The organism is Thermogemmatispora sp. (assembly GCF_019683635.1).
Taxonomy (GTDB): Bacteria; Chloroflexota; Ktedonobacteria; order Ktedonobacterales; family Ktedonobacteraceae; genus Thermogemmatispora.
In genome coordinates, this window is record NZ_JADGIA010000014.1 from 24,053 (window position 1) to 45,821 (window position 21,769).

Annotated in this window: 12 protein-coding genes and 1 other RNA gene; 6 read left to right on the forward strand and 7 right to left on the reverse strand. The window is 58.9% G+C overall.

Annotated features, from left to right (window positions below; all coding sequences use genetic code 11):
* The first annotated feature begins 35 nt into the window (after window positions 1–35).
* From IRZ31_RS03195 to mfd, 3 genes are all read left to right on the forward strand, one after another.
* A complete protein-coding gene (locus IRZ31_RS03195; protein WP_297149469.1) occupies window positions 36–1,220 on the forward strand; it encodes a metallophosphoesterase family protein in 1,185 nt (394 codons plus the stop codon).
* 69 nt (window positions 1,221–1,289) lie between these two features.
* On the forward strand, window positions 1,290–2,780 hold the full coding sequence (gene pth, locus IRZ31_RS03200) for an aminoacyl-tRNA hydrolase (protein ID WP_297149471.1): 1,491 nt from the start codon (window positions 1,290–1,292) through the stop codon (window positions 2,778–2,780).
* Between the two features lie 652 nt (window positions 2,781–3,432).
* Window positions 3,433–6,744 carry a transcription-repair coupling factor gene (gene mfd / locus IRZ31_RS03205; protein ID WP_297149473.1) on the forward strand — a complete coding sequence of 1,104 codons (3,312 nt, stop codon included), beginning with the start codon at window positions 3,433–3,435 and terminating at the stop codon, window positions 6,742–6,744.
* A 119-nt stretch (window positions 6,745–6,863) separates the two neighbouring features.
* Here the strand turns inward: mfd and IRZ31_RS03210 are convergent, their stop codons facing one another.
* The 6 genes from IRZ31_RS03210 to IRZ31_RS03235 form a co-directional block, all read right to left on the reverse strand.
* The gene (locus IRZ31_RS03210; protein WP_297149475.1) at window positions 6,864–7,481 is read right to left on the reverse strand and encodes a DUF4388 domain-containing protein; all 618 of its coding nucleotides are present in this window, start codon (window positions 7,479–7,481) and stop codon (window positions 6,864–6,866) included.
* A 379-nt stretch (window positions 7,482–7,860) separates the two neighbouring features.
* A complete protein-coding gene (locus IRZ31_RS03215) occupies window positions 7,861–9,120 on the reverse strand; it encodes a hypothetical protein (protein WP_297149477.1) in 1,260 nt (419 codons plus the stop codon).
* A 42-nt stretch (window positions 9,121–9,162) separates the two neighbouring features.
* A complete protein-coding gene (locus IRZ31_RS03220; RefSeq protein ID WP_297149479.1) occupies window positions 9,163–11,394 on the reverse strand; it encodes a DUF2079 domain-containing protein in 2,232 nt (743 codons plus the stop codon).
* Window positions 11,384–12,553 carry a lysylphosphatidylglycerol synthase transmembrane domain-containing protein gene (locus IRZ31_RS03225; protein WP_297149481.1) on the reverse strand — a complete coding sequence of 390 codons (1,170 nt, stop codon included), beginning with the start codon at window positions 12,551–12,553 and terminating at the stop codon, window positions 11,384–11,386. Before IRZ31_RS03225 ends, IRZ31_RS03220 begins: the two co-directional genes overlap by 11 nt.
* A complete protein-coding gene (locus IRZ31_RS03230) occupies window positions 12,550–13,587 on the reverse strand; it encodes a glycosyltransferase family 2 protein (RefSeq protein WP_297149483.1) in 1,038 nt (345 codons plus the stop codon). Before IRZ31_RS03230 ends, IRZ31_RS03225 begins: the two co-directional genes overlap by 4 nt.
* Window positions 13,588–13,806: 219 nt before the next feature.
* Window positions 13,807–14,574 (reverse strand): glycerophosphodiester phosphodiesterase family protein, encoded by a 768-nt coding sequence (locus IRZ31_RS03235; protein ID WP_297149485.1) that lies wholly within the window; start codon window positions 14,572–14,574, stop codon window positions 13,807–13,809.
* Window positions 14,575–14,884: 310 nt separating this feature from the next.
* Between IRZ31_RS03235 and fxsT the strand changes: the two genes are divergently transcribed.
* The 3 genes from fxsT (at window position 14,885) to ssrA (ending at window position 18,870) form a co-directional block, all read left to right on the forward strand.
* Window positions 14,885–17,815 carry an FxSxx-COOH system tetratricopeptide repeat protein gene (gene fxsT, locus IRZ31_RS03240; protein ID WP_297149487.1) on the forward strand — a complete coding sequence of 977 codons (2,931 nt, stop codon included), beginning with the start codon at window positions 14,885–14,887 and terminating at the stop codon, window positions 17,813–17,815.
* Between the two features lie 159 nt (window positions 17,816–17,974).
* Window positions 17,975–18,352, forward strand: coding sequence for a thioesterase family protein (locus IRZ31_RS03245; protein WP_297149489.1), 378 nt, complete (start codon window positions 17,975–17,977; stop codon window positions 18,350–18,352).
* Between the two features lie 151 nt (window positions 18,353–18,503).
* Window positions 18,504–18,870, forward strand: a transfer-messenger RNA (tmRNA) gene (gene ssrA, locus IRZ31_RS03250).
* 1,401 nt (window positions 18,871–20,271) lie between these two features.
* On the opposite strand, the gene IRZ31_RS03255 is transcribed toward ssrA, so the two are convergent.
* On the reverse strand, window positions 20,272–21,690 hold the full coding sequence (locus IRZ31_RS03255) for an MFS transporter (protein ID WP_297149491.1): 1,419 nt from the start codon (window positions 21,688–21,690) through the stop codon (window positions 20,272–20,274).
* Between the last annotated feature and the right edge of the window lie 79 nt (window positions 21,691–21,769).

Sequence of the window (21,769 nt, forward strand, 5' to 3'; positions counted from 1 at the left end):
CATGCTCGCACTAACCTTTGGCACAAAGGACAGCAATGCGTTACGCCGTTTTCAGCGATATACACGCGAACCTGGAAGCACTGGAAGCAGTGCTCGCCAAGATCGATGAGATCTCTAAAGAGAAACCCATCGATCAAATCTGGTTCCTGGGGGACCTGGTTGGCTATGGCCCCGACCCCAATGCCTGTATCTCTTTGCTGCGCGAGCGTACTGATGTGATCATCGCGGGCAACCACGACTGGGCGGCGGTAAACAAGATCGATCTTGACGACTTTAGCGCCGCCGCGCGCATCTCCGCCGAGTGGACTGCTCAGCAGCTGACGGAAGAGCATCGCGAGTTTTTGGCTAACCTCCCAGAGCGCCTTGATATCGGCGACGTGACACTCGTACATGGGAGTCCTTACGGCCCCCTCTGGGAGTACCTGACCTCCGAGGTGCTGGCTGAGCGTAGCTTCCAGTATTTTAGTAGCCGCTTTTGCTTTGTGGGCCATACCCATATTCCAGTGATCTTCCAGCAGCCTATGAGCGTTAACAAGGCCGACAGCTCTGGCGCTTCTGGGGAACGCGCGCAGGAAACGGCTTTTGCTGCGACTGCCGCCGAGGCCGATGAGAGCAGCACAGGCAATTCAGGCTCAGAGCGGTCCGCCCCTGCCAGCCTGGGCGAAGGCGAGAGCCTTGACCTGACGGAGGAGGAGGCCGCTGAGGAGATGCAAGAAGCAGTGACAAAGACGGCTGCCCCAGCGACAACCAGAGAAGCTGCCAGTGTCGAGCAGGCCTCTGCCGACGAACAGACCCCCAGGACCGAGCCTAACGAGCTGGAGCAGGAAGGTGAGTACGCCGATATTGTGGCGGCGCTTGAGGCGATCGAATCGCGAACTTCCGAGGAGAAGATTGTCAGCGCCGAGGATCGCCTCAACAGTGAGATCGAGGAACTGCTGGCCTTGCTTGGCCTCAGCCAGAGCATGATCAAGGTCACCAACGAGATGCTGACTCCGCCAGAAGGCCATTGGGACCCGCCCGCCGGCTACCGGGCGATTATTAATCCCGGTGGAGTGGGACAGCCACGCGATGGTGATCCACGCGCCGCTTTCATGATCTATGACACAGAAGCCGGCTTTGAGTTCTACCGTGTGCCCTACGATATTAAGAAGACACAGGAGAAAATCATTAAGGCCGGCCTGCCCCAGTATCTGGCTATACGCCTGGCCTACGGTCGTTAGCTCGGCTATAGATTTCTTTTCGCCTTTTTCTTCCTAAAAATAGATAACAGATCTCTGAATTAGCAATAAATGAAGTTGATTGTTGGACTGGGCAACCCTGGCCCTCAATATGCGCCGACGCGTCACAACGTCGGCTTCCGTGTCGTTGAGAAGCTGGCTCAGAAGCTGGGTTGGCGCTGGAGCGAAGAGCGCAATCGGGCCTTGTTGGCCAGTGGCTCGGTTGGGGGAGAGAAGGTCGTTCTGGTGAAGCCCCTGACCTATATGAATCTCAGCGGCGAGGCCGTGGGCGCTCTTGCCCGCTGGTATCGGCTTTCTCCCCAGGATATCCTGGTCGTCTGCGATGATCTCGATCTTCCTGTCGGACGTTTGCGCCTGCGCGCCCGCGGTAGCACTGGCGGTCACAATGGTCTGGAGAGCATTGTTCACCATTTACATAGTGATCAGTTTCCACGCCTGCGCGTTGGCATTGGACGCCCGACTCACCCACGTATGAGCGTGATCGATTATGTGCTGGGGGTCCCTCCTGCTGCAGAGCGCAGCCAACTGGAACGGGCTGAAGACGAGGCCGTGGCAGCTATCGAGCTGGTGCTCACACGCGGCCTGGAGACCGCTATGAGCGTGGTGAATAGTGATCCAGAAGCCCGGCGCCGCGCAGAGGAACAACGTCAGCGTCAACAAACCCGCCGCCCTCCGATCCAGATCGGCATGGTAGCCCGCCTTTTCCCCAGCCACTGGCGTCCACTGCGCGAGGAGATCGCCTTTGCTCGCTCCTGTGGCTTCCAGTGGCTGCAGCTCCGTGGTTCAGAAACAGGGCTTAGCGAGCAGACGCTAGGAGATTCCTTTGAGGCGGTCGCGGCGGCCCTACAGGGGTCTGGCCTGGCCTGCGCTTTGGAGATCACTCTCCCTCTGACGGCAGCAGGAACCACGCCAAGCGGGGCAACCCTGGCCACAGTGCTGGCGGCCAATCTTCCAGCAATCCGCCGTTTACCCTGTAGTCGCGTCCATTTTCATCTCACGGCCTCGCCCAGCAGCCATGATGCCCTGCAGGCTCTGGAAGAACGTCTTGTCCCCGCTCTGCAGGAGGCCCTGGCTCTGGCCACCTCCCAGACTCCACCTTTCTTGCTGGGGATCGAGCACAACGAGCCTGCGGCTGGCCCCTTCGCCAGACCGGATCGTTGCGCCTGGTTGCTGGAACAAGTGCCCGAGCTAGGCTTCGTCTGGGACATCAATCATACCCTTCCTGAAGCCCTGCCCGGCTACCTGGCACTGACTCCGCGGATGATCCTGATCCATGTCTCGGATACACCATTACCACAGTTGAATTACCATCTGCCCCTGGGCCTGGGAACCCTGGATATCGAGGGCTACTGCGAAGAGTTGCTCGCACGCGGCTTTGCTGGCCCTGCTATCCTGGAAATCGGAGGAACCCCACGCTCCGGTGGCTTTGGCCGCGATAGCGATGAGGCGTTGCAAGCCTCGGCCCAACGCCTCCGTACCGCCATCGGACGGGCCTATGCCCGCATACGCAGCCGCCAACCAGAGGCACCCAAGGCTCAGTGAGCGCCTCCACGCCTTTTTGCCAAGCTGAGCCTGCTTATGATAAGATAAACTATAAGAAAGACAAGAGCGATTAATCCTCATTGCAGAGCCAGACCTCGGCCCGGGTTGGCGTGTCGTGTCTGCTGGGACTGTGGGGAAGAGGCCGGCTGGCAGCCGTCAGGTCGCGAGGGATCACAGGCTCAGTGGAGCAGCAATGCTTTTCTAGCTGAACAGCTAACGCTGATGGGAAGACCTGCTCTCTCGACAGAACAGGCTCGCTGTGCTAGACTGAGGGTCGCCGCATGGGCCTGCTCCCCTTGTCGGGACAGCCAGTGCCAGAGGAGCGGGACGCCTCAGTATGCCGCACCCGCTGAGCTAAGCCCTCAGCCAGCCAGCAACCAAACAAATCTAATAAGCATAGCAGAAGAAACCAGTCACACCAAGAAATCTTAGCTGGTGTTGTGAGGCAAGATTGACACTCCAAGGCTTATTATCACTGCTCACCCAGAGAACCGATTTCAAACGACTACTCAGAAGGCTGCGTGCTGCTGAAGGGCTGCCGGTTCTTGACGCAATTACAGAACCGGCCCGTCCTTTCGTTATTGCTGCGCTGGCGGCAGCATACGAGCAGCCGCTGCTTATCGTCACGGATGAGGAAGAAGGGGCGCGGCAGATGGCAGAGAGTCTGGCCGCGTTTGCCCCGGAGGGTAGCCAGGTCCTCTATTTTCCGGGGCGCACCGCCCTGCCATACGAGCGTCTACTTAGCGACGCCGAGACGCTGCAGAAGCGCATGCAAGCTCTCATCGGCCTGCTGCGACGTGAGCCGCAGCTGTTGCTCGTCTGCGCAGCAAGGGCCTTGACGCAGCCGCTGATGCCGTCTCATGAGCTAGGTCGCACGCTCTATGAGCTGCAGCAGGGCGAGGAGCTGGATCTCTCGCTGTTACTGGAGCACCTCTACAATCTAGGCTACGAGCCAGTAGCCGAGGTTGAGGAACCGGGTCAATTCAGTCATCGTGGGGGCATTGTTGACCTTTTTCCCCCCACGCTGAGCCGACCGGTGCGTGTCGAGTTCTTTGGCGATCAAGTCGAGTCGCTGCGAACCTTCGACCCAGAGACCCAGCGCTCGCTCAATCCGCTCACGAGCTGTCTGATTGGGCCAGCGCGCGAGGCCCTGCCAACGCGGGGAGCACAGGCGGCCCGTGAGCTAGAGAAGCTCGATCTGCGCATTCTCCATCGCGATGCCGAGGAACGCTGGCGCCGCGACCTGGAGCTGCTGCGCCAGGGCCGTTCTTTCGAGGACATCGCCTTCTACCTACCCTACTTACACGAGCCGGTGACGCTGCTCGATTACCTTCCCAAGGATGCCCTCGTCATCCTCAACGAGCCTGAGCACATTCAGAATCGCATTCGTGACCTCGATGCCCAGGCCCAGGAGATGAAGGACCGCCTGGAAGCGGAGCGCGAGAACCCGGCCCACCTGCGACCGGCGCACTTCTCCTGGGAGGAGCTGAGCCCGCGTCTGCAGCAGCGCCGTCAGCTCCATTTCGCCGGCATCCTTGCCGCCACAGGGGAGCATGATCCCGATGGCGCGTCTGGCGCGTCTGCGACCGGTCAAGAGCCGCTATTGCCGACTTGCAGCAGCGCGAACTCCTACGGCGGACGCATCCGGGCCTTCGTCCACGACTGCCGTAAAGCGCTGGCCAGGCGCGAGCGCGTTGTGATCGTCACAGCCCAGGCGCGTCGCCTCGCCGAGGTCTTCGCCGACGAGGCCAGCACCGAAGAAGAGGGGCCGATTCACGTTAGTCCTGGCAGCAGCATCAAAGAGCTGCCCGCCGAGGGCAGCCTCACTCTCATCCAGGGGCATCTGGCAGAGGGTTGGCAGTCACGCGCTCTGGGCCTTAACGTCTACTCGGACGCGGAGGTCTTTGGCTGGTCCAAGCGCCGCCCGGCCCAACGACGCCGACCAGTCACGCCGGCCTCTTTCTTGACCGAGCTGAATCCCGGCGACTACGTCGTCCACCAGGAGCACGGCATCGGGCGCTTCGAAGGCCTGGTCAGAATGAATCTGACCGGCGTCGAGCGCGAGTATCTGCTCATCCGCTACGCCGGCAACGACAAGCTCTACATCCCAACGGACCAGCTTGACCGTGTGACGCGCTATATCGGAATGGGGGAGGCCGTGCCGGCTCTCAGCAAGCTGGGCAGCACCGAATGGACGCGAGCCAAAGCGCGGGTCAAAGAGAGCGTCCAGGACGTCGCGCGGGAGCTGCTGCGTCTCTACAGCTTGCGCGAGACCACCGAGGGCCATGCCTTTCCACCTGATTCCGAACAGCCGTGGTTGAAAGAGCTGGAGGACGCCTTCCCTTACGAGGAGACGCTCGACCAGGCGCGCGCCATTGAAGAAGTTAAGGCCGATATGGAGCGCCCCAGGCCGATGGATCGCCTGGTGTGCGGCGATGTGGGTTACGGCAAGACCGAGGTTGCTCTGCGCGCCGCCTTCAAGGCCGTGCTGGATCAGCGCCAGGTGGCGATCCTTGTGCCCACCACCGTCCTCGCCCTCCAGCATTACAATACCTTCAAGGAGCGGCTCAAGCCCTATCCTGTGCGCGTCGAGCTGCTAAGCCGTTTCCGCTCCGAGAAGGAGCAGAAGCAGATTCTGGAAGACCTCGCCTTGGGGAAAATCGACATCATCATCGGCACCCACCGCTTGCTGCAGAAGGACGTTGTCTTCTTCCAGCTCGGACTGCTTATCATCGACGAGGAGCAGCGCTTCGGGGTCATGCACAAGGAGCGGCTCAAGCAGCTGCGCACCGAGGTTGATGTGTTGACCATGACGGCCACGCCGATTCCTCGCACACTGCACATGGCTCTGGTCAACCTGCGCGATATGAGCGTCATCGAGACGCCGCCTCAGGAGCGCCTGCCCATTCGGACAGCCATTCGGGAATATGACGAGGGACTGATCCGTGAGGTCATCTTGCGCGAGCTTGACCGCGGAGGCCAGGTCTTCTTCGTGCATAACCGCGTCGCTGGCATCCAGATGCTGGCGCAAAAGCTGCAGCAGCTCGTGCCAGAAGCTCGTATCGCCGTGGCTCACGGGCAGATGAATGAGGAACAGCTGGAGCGGATCATGCTGGGCTTCGCTAACGGCGAGTACGACGTGCTGGTCTCCACAACCATCATCGAAAATGGGCTGGATATTCCCAATGCTAACACCATCATTGTCAACAACGCCGCCCATTTCGGACTGGCGCAGCTCTATCAGCTGCGAGGTCGCGTAGGGCGCTCAGCCCAGCAGGCGTACGCCTACTTTCTCTACAACAAGGAGGCCCGCCTGACGCCGCTGCAGGAGAAGCGGCTACGCGCCATCTTTGAAGCCACAGAGCTGGGAGCCGGCTTCCGCATCGCCATGAAGGACCTGGAGCTGCGCGGCGCGGGCAATCTGCTCGGGGCAGAACAGTCGGGCTTCATGAACTCAGTGGGCTTCGATCTCTATTGCAAGTTGCTGGCCGAGGCGGTGCAGGAGCTGCAGGGCCAGAAAGAGGAGACGGGCATGCCCGGGGTCACCATTGACCTACCGCTGGATGCCTATTTGCCGGATGAGTATATTGGGGACCGCACCCTGAAGGTCAATTTCTACCAGCGTCTGGCCAATCTCACCACCCATGAGCAGGTGGAGGCCATCACTGCCGAGTTGACCGACCGCTTTGGGGCACCCCCGCCCCCGGTGCAGAACTTGCTCACGCTCATCCGGCTCAAGATCGAGGCAGCCCACCAGGGCATTGAGGCCATCTCGCTCAAAAACAATGAGCTGGTGGTTACCGTCAGACGTTCGGTGATTCCGAACCGCGTGGCCCTCTATCATCGCTTCCGTAACGAGGCTCGCGTCCAGCAAGGGGTTATCCGCATTCCACGCCGCCTGCTTGGTTCCAATTGGCTGCAGCAACTGAGCGAACTACTGCCGATGATAACCACGGCAGCCTGACCGGACCTGACCGCCTCGCCAAGCAGTGAGCTGGCGGGCGGGTCAGGCAATCCCTGGCCAGCGCCCGGGCAAGGCAAGAGTAGTCTTGTCTCAGATGAGCTTGCTCGCTCTTCGCTGGCTCAGATAGCCACCAGCCCTTGCTCTTGAAGCTCGATCAGGATGCGTTCAATCTCCTGCACGCTCTTCTTGGTGCAACGGGCAAGATCGGCAACCGTGCGCCGCCCATCGACAAGCAGATAGACCGAGCGCTGTCGCCGACTCAGCAGCGCTAAAACGCTCAGATCGTTGCTCAGGCGCCGCGGCACCAGCCATTCGAGGCCAGGCTTATAGCTGCTACCGTATGTAGATATACCAATATAGCCAGCCGCATCGTCGTTGACCTTCTCCGGCGCCAGAGGGAGCTGAGGATCGCTCTCACTGCGCGCCACCCCGGGTAGCAAAGGGGTGAGGCGCGCCGCGGGAAGAGAGGAGCTATCGGAGCGCATCGGATAAGGAGCATCCGGGAAAAAGGCGAAGCGGATAGGGCTCCAGGTCAGCAGGAGATTGAGCGCATCCTGGCCGGCGAGTTGACCGGCAGCGGCATAGACGGGACGGCCAGCGCGCAAATAGATCTCCCCTTCCTCCAGCTGTCCATTGCGCAGGCGCTCCACGCTCAGCAGCCCAGTCTGCTGCCTCGTCCGGAAGAATTCCAACACAGGTAGAAGGCTATCAGCAGTCTTGTCACGACCTTTAGCCATGAGGCATAACACTCCCTCCAGGGTCCCTCCTAACAAGAGCCACCCGCCTCCATTTCAGGAAGCGTTCGTTCCTCTTGCCAGTTAGCAGAGCGCGTACGCGCTCAAGAAGATGTATCTCCAGGCCATAAAAATCCCCGTATTACTATACGTGTTATACCATAGCCTCACGGGAGCGGGAAGGTGTAAAAAACATAAATATTCCTGTAGGGAAGATTCTTAACGAAATTTTTATGGAGGCCCTGTTTTCAGAAGAAGGAGCATTTTCCCCTAAAACAAGGGAAAAGGAAGCACCCTGGCATAAATCGAGCTTCAAGCAGAAGCATGCATTGCCTCTAGAGAGGGGACAGGACTCTAGAGGCAATGCACAGGCAGCAGGATATCAGGGACGCAACTGGCGTGTATGCATGAGGAAGAACATCAATCCCTGCTTATAATCCATCGGGCTGGCCTTGCCATTTTTAAGCACTTGAGTGATCAAATTCAGCAAGCTAGAAATAACCTGCAGGCGCGTCTGTTCAAAGCCATCCTGGCGCCGCAGCAGTTCGATCAACTGAGAAGGACTTTGTCCAGAAATATCCAGGCCCAAGCGCACCGCCTCCAGGCGCAACCAGAGCACCAGCTGCTGGCGCATCTCTTCAAAGATGGTCACATCCTCATTGGCCGGCAGCGGCGTACCTTCTGCCGGCGTGGGAGCGGGAGCGCGTCCACTCGCTTGAGGGCCTGCGGGTGAGCGAGGCTGGACCGGCACCGGAGCGGTTGACGAGGCAGCAGCCTGGGCTGATGAGGTCTCTGCCGGCTGAGGAGCAGGCCCAGGTTGAGGAAGCTTCCCGGAAGAGCGACGCACGGGCGCGACCTGGGGGCCTGCTGTCGCAGGAGAGGAAGGGGAGCCGGGCAGCGCGCGCGAGGGGATAGGAGGAACACGCCGCGTTGGTGGTGCCGAAACAGGCGCGGCGGAGGCAGCAGCAGACGAGCGCTCCTCAGCCGTGGCAGGCGCGCGGCCAGGGGCCAATGCACCCGAGGCGGTGGGAGTCGCCGGCAGAGGTATAGCTGGCCTCCCCGGGCTTGGGGACAAGCTGGCGCCCCCCTGGCGGCCCTCATAGCTGCCCGCCTCTCCACGCAGCTCTTGCAGCTGTTGCTGCAACAAGAGCGTTGATTGACTAATCTGCTCCCAAGCCAACTCGGGAAGAGGAGTGGCGTGGGTCGTGGCCCAAGAAGGGACTGGCCGGGGGCTGCCAAAGGCCGACCGTTTCTTCTGGGGACTGGCCAGATGGGCGCGGAGTCCCTCGGCCACTGCCTGGGCAGAGGTCGTAATAAGCATGCGCACATCGGCCATGCGCTTCCGCCCCTGATTACCAAAAAACGCCCGATTACGCTGGACGAAATGGATAAAGAGGCGCTCAATATAGGTCTGCAGCTCCGGCGACATCACGTCCACGCGGTTCCAGGCCGTGAAATCGACTGCGCTCAAATAGAGCCAGACCTCCTTGCGCTTCGCGCTATCGACCGGGCGCATGCGCAAAGACTCGGTTCGATAATCGTAAAATCGCGGGTAGCAGAAGTTAGCGATCAAGGTCTCCGCCAGCTCAGCTTTTAAGCGTCCCAGCTCTGCTAGCGGGAGTTGACCAAGCAAAACTCCCATGCCACAAACCCTTTCTACGCGCACTCAGCGGCGCCTCTGAAGTTAGCGAACAATCACGCTCGTCAACTGCAACTCCCGAGCATCCGGTATCGCCCTCACTGCCCCGGATGCACTTTGCAGCTGCACAGGCAGTCTGGCCTGCACATCCATCATTGTACTGCCCGAACGGCTCACAGGTACAAGCGCAATAGAAATATGGGCTAGCCCGGGAGCGACGTGGGCAGAACCCAGGCTGAAAGCCAGAGTCTTCAGCATATAGATCTGACCAGGCCGCCAGGTCGTTGTTGGGCAAAAAGCGAAGCCTGGGAAATCCTGCGACAAGAGGTGCTCATGGCCAGCGCTATCTCTGAGCAAGACCAGGAGATTGAGCGCGGGCAGCGAGGTGCTTCTGGCTTGCAGATAGAACGTGAACTGCAGATAGGTTCCACCATCGATCGTCGCTGGTGTCGGCGTACTGTAGCCTACCACATCAACCACAGGCTGAGCGCTGTCACTCTTGCTGAAGGTTGCCGTGATCGGGTGCTCCACCTGCTGCTCCGTAACCCACTGGAAGGAGCAGAAAGCGCTGGGCAGAGCGGGTAGAGCCTCTGGTCCGCTCTGCACTGGGGAGACGGACGAGATGCCCGGAGCTGGGAGACCGCGTTTTAGCAGTAGATAGCCATCCTGAGCGGCCACGATACCGTATTGCCCACTGAAGAGAACCTTCTTGACCTCAGCGCTATAGCTGTTCAGGAAGAGCGGATACATATCGCTCGTCACATCAAGAAAGATATAATCGGCCTGCTGATCCGCATAGGGGAAGAGGTAGATGCGCTGCCGATGGCTGATATGGGGGACCAGAGCCGACTGGGCCGAAACGGAGGCCGAGGGTGGAATCATTTGAATGAAGCGCTCAGCGAGCTGGGTATGGGCACTGACCGCCGGCCATTTGAAACCCGGCGAAAAGGGCATTGTACCATGAGCGTCATCGGCCCGCGTCACCGAGACGAGCAGATAGACCATGAGTAGTGTCAGCAAGATGAGCTGTCCCCAGCTTAGAGAACTAGGCAAGCGCGACAGACCTGCCAGCGCTCCGGGCGTGGGCAGGCGCGAGCGCCAGCTCTCCCAGGCAGCCGTCGTTCTCTTCCAGAGGGCACGACTCCAGCGCAGCAGCCACTGAGCTGCCCAGCCAATAACTACTAGCGCCTCGATGCTCGCGAAGATCAGCACGGGCACAATCTCGGCATTGTAGTGATAGAGACCGCTATACATATCGGGCTTCGAGCTGAGCAAATTGAGCGCTAGCGTCGGCACCGCCAGCACCAGTACCCAGGGGGCCAATAGCGGCAAATAGCCAGTGGGGCTGAGCACCTGACGCAAATAGAAGAAATGCTGTGGCTCGAAGACATATTGTTTTAGAATAGTGAGCGGGTGAAGTAAGATATTCTTCGCAATATCGAGTGGTCCATTGCCGAGATGAGCGTAGCGCGAGGCCAACAACGGTCCCCCGGAGAGACGCGTAATCACCAGCTCCAGCCCGAGCCAGGCGAGGGCCAGCAGGACCAGGCCAAGGCCGGATCGCCAGCGTCGCTGGAAGGGGAGCGACCACAAGCCGAAGAGGGCCACGAGGACAGGAATCTCCTCTTTACAGGCCATCGCCAGAACCGCGAAGATGAAGGTCCACACTGTCTGCCCTGTATACATAAAATAGAGCACAAACAGTAGCAGGGCAGAGGTAAAGGTGACGGCATGGAAGTCATTGAGCAAGGCCAGGTTCTGGAGAGGGTGCAATAGATAGAGCAGGGCAAAACCGACAGCGATCCACTCGTTGCGCAAGCGCAGGCGGGCCAGCCAGAAGGCGGGGAAGGCGCCAGTGGCCACCACCAATGTCTGCAGCACGAGTAGCGTCTTCGGCGTCGCCCAGAGCAGATAGAGCAAGGCTACAGGAAAGAGGATCGGCTCAAAGTGGATTGCGAAGCGACTAATCCCGTTGCTGCCATAGCAATTTGTATCACCGACAATGTTGCAAATCGTTTGATGGGGAATCCCGCTATGCAAAATTGACCAGACCGCCTGATCCATAATCCCCAGATCTTCGGCGTTGGTCTGGAAGGCATCCTGACGGGCCGTCAAATACCAGATAAAGAAGGCAGAAAAGAGGAGAGTCGCCCCCGCCACCAAAGCCATCGCTACCCAGAAGGAGCGTCGACGCGGCAGCGGCTCAGGTGGAGGATAGAGATAGAGGCGGTTCCAGCAGACGGCCAGCCACTTACGCAGGGCAGAGCTAGTTTTCATACCCCCTCCCTCCATCATGGGAAGCGACCGTCTCCTCAGAGACTGCAGTCTGCGGCGTCTGGCCCTCTCGCTCTTTCTGCTCTTCATGACCGACTGTCACAGCCAAAGATGGAGATGCTGTCTCATCCTTGGGGGCAGTCAGGTGCTCGCCAGACGGTGATGCGCCTTGTCCCTCTCCCTGCTCTGCCACCTGCTCAGCGCGAATCTGGCGAATCTGGCGCAGGCCGCCGAGATAGGCCACGCTGACGCAGAGCAGCTCGGCCAGCGTTGAGACCAAGCGCGAGAGCAGGGCCATTACATAGCCGAGGGCTGCAGGCAAAGCGGGCAGCGAGAAAGCGAAGAGCAGGGCAATGGCCCCCTCGCGGAAGCCTAAACCACTAGGCGTGATAAAGGAGATGAAGCCGATATCCCAACCGAGCGCGTAAATGCCAACGCAGATCGGCAGAGCCACCAGAGGTGTCGTCGGCCACAAGGCCAGCACCAGCACATAGAAAGCCAGGCCGGCGATTAACCAGCTCAGGCACCAGAAGAGGGAGACCAACAAAATATCGCGGTAGCGCAGAGCCAGTCTCACCGGCTCTCGTCTGAGTAGACGCAGAGCCAGATTGAGCAGACCCCCGAGGATACGCGGATGCAGCCCGATCAGCACCGCCAGCATAGCGACAGCGCTGAAGCTGAGAAAGAAGAGGCCCTGGGTTGAGCCTAGTGCATGGATGTCGCCCCAGAAAAGCAGGCTGAGCGCGAAGATGAAGGCGGCGGTTGCCAGCTTCGTCACCAGCTCGACCACCATGCTAGTGAAAGCCAGTGAACGCGGCACGCCATACTTACCGACCCAGAGAATACGCGTCAGCACATGCCAGACGTTGCCGGGGATATAGCGCACAAACTCTGAACCCAGATAGATACGCAGGCTAGCGCCCAGGGGCAAGTGGTAGCCGAGGCGAGCCAGGACATTTTTCCAGATCAGCCCGAAAGACAGCTCCTGCAGCACAAAGCCCAGGAAAGCCAGGCCCAGCAGGACCGGATTCCACTCAAAGCGATGGGAGGCCAGGGCGCTCCAGTTATTCTTCACCTGGATAGCGAAGAAGACCAGCACCAACACTGGCAGACCGAAGCGCACCAGGACCTTGACCCAGCGTATAAGGACCGCTCTGCTCATTGGACATCGATTTCCTGCTTAATACTATACTCCTCCCCTGGTTGGAAGGCATAATGGCGGATCATCTCGCTCTGCAGGCCCACCAGAACGAACTGGACCCCGAAGATCATGAGCAGAATGCCAACGAAGAGCATTGGCTGCGTATGAATAGGCTGATTTTCGATCAGGCGGCTGCGAATCACCACCCAGGCATCGATCAGCAGCCCGAGCAGGAACGTCCAGAAACCGAAGGGGCCAAAGAAGCGCAAAGGCGTACGCAGAAAGGTCGTCAGGAAGAGCACATTGAGCAGATCGATCAACCCGCGAGCGAAGCGTCGGGCCCCAAACTTCGAGACTCCGAAGCGACGGGGGTGATGGCGAACCTTGATCTCGGTCACGCGGTAGCCGCGCCACTGGGCCATAACCGGAACAAAGCGGTGGAACTCGCCATAGAGCTTGAGATGGGCATCATCGATGACCTCGCGCCGATAGGCTTTAAAGCCATTATTGATATCGTGCAGCGGGACACCGGTCAGCGTTCTGACCAGGGCATTGAAGATGCGCGAGGGGAAAGTCTTGGTAATAGGATCGAGGCGCGGATACTTCCAACCGGAGACCAGATCATAGCCCTCCTCAAGCTTCTCCAGGAAGCGCGGGATCTCAGCAGGATCGTCCTGGAGATCGCCATCCATCGTAAAGACAATCTTTCCCCGACAGCGGCTAAAGCCCGCCACCAGCGCTGGAGTTTTGCCGAAATTCTTGCGGAAGCGAATGACGCGCACGATACCGGGATGTTCATCGTGCAGGGCCTTCACCTCGGCAAAGGTATTATCGGTACTGCCATCATCGACAAAGATCACCTCATAAGACTGACCGAGCTGTTCAAGCTGGGCGATCAGTCGCTCGAAGAGGGGTCGAATATTCTCCTGCTCGTTCATGACCGGGATCACGACCGAGATCCCCACGCCCTGCCTCTTCTCCTTGTCAGCAGTGGCCGTGACGGCGGTATCCGCTCGTTGGGGAATAGCTAGCGATGACATTTCCATCTGCTGCATACTCTTGGGACTCCACAAAACCCTGAGTTTAGGCTGATGCCTGCTCTCCGTGCGCCGGCCTATTATAGCATACTGTCCTTCCTTGACAGTAGCCGATGGTACCTTTACGTGTGGGAGGACCATCTCATTGGATCTAGAACGAATGGCTGCTAAGAAAGGACACGCCTCCCCCTGGAGGGCACATAGCAGCGCGCTGCGCTCGACAGCCCATGCGTGGGGCTACGATAAAGCGGAGAAGAGAGTGGGTCGATCACTGGTTAGAGCATCAACACCGCTCACCGCCAGCTCCCGCAGGCGTTCGACGCTATTCACCGTCCAGACGCCAAGTTTGAGGCCGTAACTATGGACGAGGGCAGGCAACTGCGGTAGGAAAAGGGACTCATCGACATCCAGCCAGCTACAGCCTAACTCACGAGCCTGCTCTAACAGGGTATCGAGGGCCTGCCCGGCCTGGGGGTCCCAAATGTCCTCGGAGAGGATCGCGCCCGTCTCTAGCTTCGGCTCTCGTCGCTTCACTTCTGGCAAGAGATACCAGTCAAAGGAGATTACCACAGCCTGAGCGAGCATGTCCGCACGCTGTAGCTCTTCAACGACCGCTTCGGCAATGCCCGGGAAGCGCCCATAAACGCTTCCCCGCTGGCTCGGCTTGATTTCAATCCAGACGCGTCGCTGTCCTTTGACGAGATCAAGAACCTCGCGCAGGGTGGGAATACGTTGCGGCTCCGGCCAGCCACCGGGAAAGTGGGCCGCGGCGTTGAGGCTGCGCAGATAGGCAAAGTCTAGATCAAGAATGTTTCCTCGACCATCAGTGAGTCGCTCGACAGTGGCATCATGGAAGACGATAAGATGGCCATCACGACTCATCTGCACGTCTAACTCAATGGCATCCACAGGCAAGGCTAAGGCCTGTCGGAAAGCTGCCAGGGTGTTCTCGGGCGCCAGTTGCGCCCCACCACGATGCGCAATACGCTGAACTGCACTTGCCATACATCACTCCATATAAAGTGTTACACTCTGTTTAAATAAATTTCTCTAGCGAAGCAGATGGGCCGTATCAGCTCTGAAGCCGATAGCGAGCATGGGACATGTCGGATTCCTCACCTCATTTATTGCGACCTCTCTCTCACTGAGTGTATACTAGATGTGTAGCCACAGTACAAGATGCACGTTACCTTCGTGTTTCGCTCGAAGGGGCGTTCATCCTTTTTATCCGTTCGCCAGACAGCGAAGAACCTTGTGCTTCCCGGCGGTAGGGCAAGAACTGCCCTTGTCTCACTCATACGCAAGGAGCCAGAACATGGCAGTGAAGGTCTTCCTGGCCTACACCTTCAAAGACGAAGCCGCGCGTAACGAACTTATCAATCATCTCTATCGACTCCGCTGGCAAGGTCTCATTGCTGATTGGGAGGAGCATGCTACGGGTCAGGGTCTTTCCTGGCAAGGAAGCGGTGAGATCAGTTCTGCCCTGGAACGAGCGCAGCTCATTCTTCTGTTAGTAAGCCCCGACTTTGTGCACTCTGCCTACTGCTACAGTGCCGAGCTGAAAGTGGCTCTCCAACGTCATAACGCTGGCCTGGCGCGGGTGATTCCCGTGCTCGTGCGGCCAACTGAGCGAGAAGATACGCCACTGGCCGATTTAGCGGCTCTGCCGACTAATGGCGTAGCAATTAGCGCCTGGGAGGATCGTGAAGCGGCCTGGCAGCAGGTGGCTGCAGAGTTAGGGGCCTGGCTCTCTGCTGCTGCGAGTGCGAGCGCCACCTCCACTGCGGCCATTCCGCTACCCCCACCACCGACCCCGCCAGTTGATCCAGCGACGGCGGCCTCTTCCTCGTCTTTGCCCTCACTCTGGCTGGTACCGTATCGACGGAACCCGCTCTTCACTGGTCGCTCCTCGTTGTTGGCTTATCTGCACGACACGCCTATTAGCAACAAAGCCAGCGCGGTCACTCCGCCGCAAGTGGTGAGCGGACCAGCCGGCAGCGGGAAGACGCAGTTGGCCCTTGAATATGCTTATCGCTACGGCCACGAGTATGAGGCTGTGCTCTGGGTCAATGCTGCCAGTCGCCAGCTGCTCATTCATGAGTTGGCACGTATCGCTGAGGTGCTGGAGTTGCCGGAGCGCGCGCTTCCCAACCAATATCTGGTCGCCCTGGCCGTGCGTCGTTGGCTAGAAAAGAGGCCAGGCTGGCTGCTTATCCTGGATAATGTGGCGGATGGTGAGATGATTCGCGATCTGCTGCCCGTGGGAGCCCGTGGTCATCAGATTCTGCTAGCGCGTCAGCCGCTAGCCCTGTCCAAGGCTATGCAGGTGACGCTCCCTGCGCTGACGGCGGAGGAAGCTGCCCTTCTCCTGTTGCGCGCTGCTGGCTTGCTGTCGATGGAGGCAACGCTGGAGCAGGCTCCTCCAGCTGAGGCCAGCCGGGCTGACGAGGTGGTTGCCTTGCTCCGGGCCAATCCCCTGGCGCTTGTTTTGGCTGGAGCCTATATCGAGACAGAGCAATGTAGTCTCAGCAGTTACTTGAATCTTTACAAGCAAGCCTGTGTTGAGCTTCGCCGTGGCGGCTGGCCGGCCACTCATCTGGCTGACAGTCTCACTGAGTCGTTGGCGGCTGTGCTGCATATCAGTCTCTCACGTGCCGAACGCACTAGTCCAAGTGCTGCCGAGCTATTGCGTCTCTGTTCCTTCCTGCAGCCCGATCATATTCCCCTTGAGATGTTGGTGAGCGGCGGCAGTGAATTAGGGGAGAGCCTGGCTCAGCTTCTGCTGGAGCATTTCGATCTGCTCAGGCTGATCCATGATCTGCGCCGCTTTGCGCTGGTCGACTACAGTCAGGGCTCGCTGGTCCTTCATCGCCAGGTCAGCGCTTTTGTCCGTCAGCGTCTGAGTCGAGAATCGCGTCTGCTGTGGGCGGAGCAGACTATTCGCCTGGTAGAGAGCGCCTGTCAGAGCGAGACTGCTGCCCCTACAGCTCTCTGTCGGGCCTATCTGCCGCACTTACTTACCTGTGCTCGTTGGATCGAAGAGTGGCAGCTGGTCAGTCCTGATGCTGCGCGCCTCCTGGAGCAGACCGGCTATTACCTGCAGCGTTGTGTAGCCTACCGTGAGGCTGAGCCGCACTTACGCCGGGCCCTGCTCATACGTGAGCAGCAGCTTGGGCCAGAACACCCTGAGTTGAGTGCCAGCCTCTACAACCTCGCTCTCTTTTACGAGGAGCAAGGTCGATTTCACGAGGCAGAAGCGCTGTACTGGCGAGTGGTTGCGATTGAAGAGCGGCAGCCGGGGAGTGACCGCCAGGGATTGATCCGTGCTCTCTATCGGCTGGCCCTGCTCTACCGTGATCGGCGTGATTTCGAGCGTGCCGAATCGCTTTTCCTGCAAGTGTTGGAGAGCTGGCAGCAAGAGCTGGCGCCTGAGCATCCTCTGTTGGCCACACTGTACCACGAGTTGGCAACACTCTACCGGGCACAGGGACGCTATGAGCAGGCTGAGTTGCTCTATCAACGGGCGTTGCGCATGCGGGAGCATCTGCTGGGGGGCGAGCATCCAGCAGTGGCGCAGACGCTGAGCGCTCTGGGCAGCCTCTATCATGCCCAGAGGCATCACGAGCAGGCTGAGCAGTGCTATCTCAAGGCGCTGGCGATTCATGAGGGTCTGCCGCTCGCCGAGCAGTTAGACCTGGCGACGACATTGAATAATCTCGCTTTGCTCTATCGTGAGACTGGTCGCTATGCTCAGGCCGAGCTGCTCTATCAGCGAGCGCTGGCAATCTATCGCCAGCTGGTTGGCGATGAGCATCCCTATACCGCGAGCTGTCTGGAAAATCTGGCGATGCTCTACCATGATCGCGGTGAGTATGAGCGAGCAGAATCGCTCTATCAGAGCGCTCTGCAGATTCGCGAGCGGACGCTAGGAGCTGATCATCCGGCGCTGGCTGTCAATCTGAACAATCTGGCCACGCTCTACACGGCCTTGCACAGGTATGGCCCAGCGCGGGCTTTCTTCAAGCGGGCGTTGGAGATTGGCGAGCGTGCCTTTGGCAAGAACCATCCGACGTATGCGCGTTTTCTAGAAAACTATGCCCTGCTCCTGCAGCAGACGCGCCAGGTCAGTCGAGCGCTTGAGCTGCGTGCCCGTGCTCGGGAGATCCAGGCACAGCAGGCTCAGGGTCTCTCAATGGGCCAGGTTGGAGCCGGTCCCGGTCCAGGGAAAGCGTTAGTCTCTAGCTAATTAATGCTTGCGGAAAGGACCGAAGACGTGTGAGGATGCGAACGGTGAGCGTTGTGTAGTAGCTTGGTAGAGAGAGGCACGCGGGAACATGCCGGTATGTTCCCGCGTTGCTGCGAGTCGCTCATCAAGACTACAAGAAATGAAAGGCTAGGCGGAGTTATGAGTCTGCAACCAGGGCTGAAAGGTGAGGCGAGCACGACAGTTGTTTATGAAAACACGGCTGCTGCTGTTGGGGCAGGGGGTGTTGAGGTCTTTGCGACCCCGATGATGATCGCCTTGATGGAGAATGCTGCCTGGCGAGCGGTAGCTGACTTCCTCGACGAGGGGTATGTATCGGTGGGGACGCGCGTTGATGTGCAGCATCTGGCGGCAACGCCGATCGGCCAGCGCGTGCGTGCGACCGCCGAGCTGGTTGAGGTGGATGGGCGGCGCCTGGTGTTCAGGGTTGAGGCTTACGATGAGGAGAAGAAGATTGGTGAAGGCATCCATGAGCGTTTTATTGTTCACCTCCAACGCTTTTTGGAACGCCTGAAATAATTCCTCCCTTGACGGGTGTTATACGGTGTGGTAGGATAAGGAGACCACAAGATAGTGGCTTCTTATCGGACCCTGTCTCTGATCGCCTGGACTGGCCAAGCCTGTCTGGCGATGGCGATCGGGATTGATTCCACCCGATCGACCGCACTAGGGGGATGACGGGTTTCGACAGACAAGCTGTTGAAAGGATTGCAGGCCGAGGTGCCGGTGTGCTCTCTCGTTAAACAACCGGCGAAAAAATAACTGCCAACAAGGCAAATTACTCCTACGCTCTCGCCGCTTAATTAGGCGAGCGTCGTCCCTCTGACCTTCGCCTGTGGGGTCAGATGTGGGCGCCGACGACACGGGCTGCGGTGCCGGTGATCGCCCTCTAATCGGCATCTAAGACCAGAGGGCCAGCGCTGAGGAATCCTGTCGGTGGGAGTCCTCTGCGCATAGCAATACACCGACTAAGCCTGTAGGATATCCTTTAACAGGGTTGCCTGGACGGGGAGTTCAACTCTCCCCCATCTCCACCACATCGAGGCCGCTTCTTGAGCGGCCTCGCTCTTTCTCCTTTCCCGTGTGACAGTTCTCTCTCCTCCTTCCAGCGCACTCCACCGTTTCAGCGCCTCTCTCAGTAACTCTACCGAGCCGTGGTCATCGATGTCCGCTGTCATACTAAAGTCTTGATGTCTCAAGAGCAGCACTCCGGTGCAGAGAGGAGCGCGCAGGCGCCAGCTGGTGCGTCAGCCAGGCTTTGCACCCTCGCAGCTGTGCGGCAATAATCTCCTAGCAAGGAAAGAGTATTTGAGGGGATAGCATCAGGGACCTCCTTCGCGCCTGAAAGGAGACAGGCGATCCTCTCTCTCTCCGATCCCCCTTCCACAATCTGCCTCCCCAGGCAGGGGTTGGTGCACGATGCGCCAGCTGGTTTGATCCAAGGCGTCCACGGTGTGAGCCACCAGCCACCGCGATTGTCCTTGCACGGCTGGCGACAGACTGCGGGCCACGGCCTGGCAGGGACGGAAGCGGCCAGACGCAGGGGACCAGACTAAGCCAGCGTCCTCCTGAGAGCTGGCCTGGCAAGGTCCGACGTAGCGCTGAGGGTATCAGGAGCGAAGCCAGGATTACCAACTCCAGGAGCACCAGCGAAGCGGCATAGGCTCGATGCATCTAATGTTATCCGTAAGAACTCAGAGTAAAGGTGCAGATGCGAAGCGGCAAGGCATCCATTGGCGCAGGAGGAGCCGCTATAGAAGTGGTCGTAGGTCCAGACGGTGCCCTGAGTATCGGTATTACTATAATACGATCCAATCGAATGGGACTGCTCACTCCACCCAAGACCGACCGCGGTGGCCCATCAACGATCGTCCGATCCATTGATTGAAGGAATCAACAGAGGTGCCGTCATAGCGGAAGTTGATGATATCCTTCACCTCGTTGACCTCGCTGCCGAGGTGCTTGCATGGCCCAGACCTCCTTGTGCTGTCAGGAAAGCTTCAATAATGGCCATAGCGGGATAAGTCCACAGGTCGCATGGCAATGACCTGACCTTCAGATCGGGGCGTGTGGGTTCAGCCGGGGGCGAGGCATTCTGTCCTGGCTGGCAGTGGCTGGTCGGCGAGGTGGTGCAAGCAAGAGGAAGTCATCGAGATAGGCACTGCCGTAGGTCAGAGCTTGTTCAATCGCCGCTTGCCTCATCGGGGTAGCGTCCTGCTCATGTCATGGAGCTGTAAGATGCGGAGAAATTCCTGCACTCCGCGCTCAGCGGGCCATTTTCGGCGCAGGTCACGCAGCATCTGGTGGTAGCAGAGCAGCCAATCTTGCGCCACTGCCATATGGGCACGGCGTAATCAAGCGCGCCAGGCCGCTGCGTTTCCTCCCTGCAACAAGCGATCAATTGGCCCCAACTCTGGCCCTCAGACACCCATCTCCGTCTAGAGCGTCTCCCGTACCTCTCTCACAAGCAGCGGATAAAAACAATTACCCAGTGCAAGGGTCCCGAATAGCAGAAAGACAGCCGCTGCTCCGACCCGATCGGTCAAAATCCCACCCAGCACTTGCCCCAGTGGTGCTAAACCCAGGGAGCCGATGGTATCCAGACTGACGACACGCCCTAGCTTGTCCCCAGGTACCTGCTCCTGCAAAATAGTGAAATAGACCGTGTTAAAAAAGGTCAGGCCAAAGCCGACCAGGATCGAGGCCAGCGGAGCTAACCAGAGCGCCAACGGCGCCGGAATCAAGCCAAAAGCAAGCACACCAGCTGCGCTCAGCATCAGCATGAGGTAGGCCAGCAACCCGCGCCGTCCCAGACGCAAGATCATCCCCAAAAGGAGAATACTCAGGAGAGAACCAACGGACTCCGCTATCTGGAGAAGGCCAAGGAATCCAGCCCCCTGTCCGTAGACAACCTGCACCAGCTTTGGCATAGAAACCGCCAAAGTGGCTATAAAGCAGACATTCCCAACAGTCGCACTGAGCAAGGTCACCCAGATCCAGGGCGATTGGCGGACATAGGCCAGACCTTCCCCAACGTCCTGCAGCACCTTCTGCAGACCAGACCTCAGCTCCCACAGCCGCCCTCTCACGAGACCCTCCTCCTCGCCTTCAGCGTCCTCACGCAGCGCCAGAGCTGACGAGCCGAGTTGCTCTTGCATAGGCCGCATGTGGCGCTCAACAATAGGAACAGGGAACAAGAGAAGCATCGAGACAAAAAAGCTCACAGCATCAAGGGCAAAGGCAGCAAAGGGTCCTACCAGGGCAATGAGTAAAGCCCCAAGCGCCGGCCCCACCAGTCCCGCCAGATTGAGGCTCAGCGCGGTCAAGGCATTGGCAGATGGCAGCTCCTCCTTCGCTACAAGCTCGGGCGGGAGAGACATCAGCGCAGGATTGAAAAAGCCTTCAACGATCCCAAAGATAAGGCTCTCTACCACAAGCAGCCAGAGCTGAAGAAGACCGGCAACGCCGAGCACTGTAACGGAGAGCAGGACAAGGCCCCGTAAGCCATCCGACCAGAGCACGATCGAGCGCCGCGGCAAGCGATCAGCAGCGACCCCCCCAATCAGAACAAAGGCCAGATTGGGGATCAGCTTCGCCATCAAGATCAGCCCCATCGCCGTGGCCGAGTGCGTCATCAGCAAAACCTGCCAGGCCAGCGCCAGTGAGAAGACATTATTGCCGACGTTCGAGATCGTCTGGCCCAACCACAGCAAGCGAAAAGGACGACTGGCCAAGGCTCGCGCAAAGGTGAAACGCTGCGTCAGCTGCCGAGAAAACCGACCGCTGCGTCGTAGCCAACCACTAAAGAGAGAAGCTCTAGCCGCAGGCCGCCGAGGAGGCTCGGAAATATTTGCCATTAAGTTTGCCTCTTTATGATCTCTCATGTATAAATATTATATATCGGACCTCGTTTCCTGTCAATGATAGGTCTCTTAA

Bases quoted from the DNA above. Each gene is read 5' to 3' on its own strand.
- IRZ31_RS03220 (WP_297149479.1), bottom strand. From the start codon at position 11,394: ATGAAAACTAGCTCTGCCCTGCGTAAGTGGCTGGCCGTCTGCTGGAAC.
- pth (WP_297149471.1), top strand. From the start codon at position 1,290: ATGAAGTTGATTGTTGGACTGGGCAACCCTGGCCCTCAATATGCGCCG.
- IRZ31_RS03235 (WP_297149485.1), bottom strand. From the start codon at position 14,574: ATGGCAAGTGCAGTTCAGCGTATTGCGCATCGTGGTGGGGCGCAACTG.
- IRZ31_RS03215 (WP_297149477.1), bottom strand. From the start codon at position 9,120: ATGGGAGTTTTGCTTGGTCAACTCCCGCTAGCAGAGCTGGGACGCTTA.
- IRZ31_RS03245 (WP_297149489.1), top strand. From the start codon at position 17,975: ATGAGTCTGCAACCAGGGCTGAAAGGTGAGGCGAGCACGACAGTTGTT.
- IRZ31_RS03255 (WP_297149491.1), bottom strand. From the start codon at position 21,690: ATGGCAAATATTTCCGAGCCTCCTCGGCGGCCTGCGGCTAGAGCTTCT.
- IRZ31_RS03195 (WP_297149469.1), top strand. From the start codon at position 36: ATGCGTTACGCCGTTTTCAGCGATATACACGCGAACCTGGAAGCACTG.
- IRZ31_RS03230 (WP_297149483.1), bottom strand. From the start codon at position 13,587: ATGCAGCAGATGGAAATGTCATCGCTAGCTATTCCCCAACGAGCGGAT.
- IRZ31_RS03210 (WP_297149475.1), bottom strand. From the start codon at position 7,481: ATGGCTAAAGGTCGTGACAAGACTGCTGATAGCCTTCTACCTGTGTTG.
- IRZ31_RS03225 (WP_297149481.1), bottom strand. From the start codon at position 12,553: ATGAGCAGAGCGGTCCTTATACGCTGGGTCAAGGTCCTGGTGCGCTTC.
- fxsT (WP_297149487.1), top strand. From the start codon at position 14,885: ATGGCAGTGAAGGTCTTCCTGGCCTACACCTTCAAAGACGAAGCCGCG.
- mfd (WP_297149473.1), top strand. From the start codon at position 3,433: ATGGCAGAGAGTCTGGCCGCGTTTGCCCCGGAGGGTAGCCAGGTCCTC.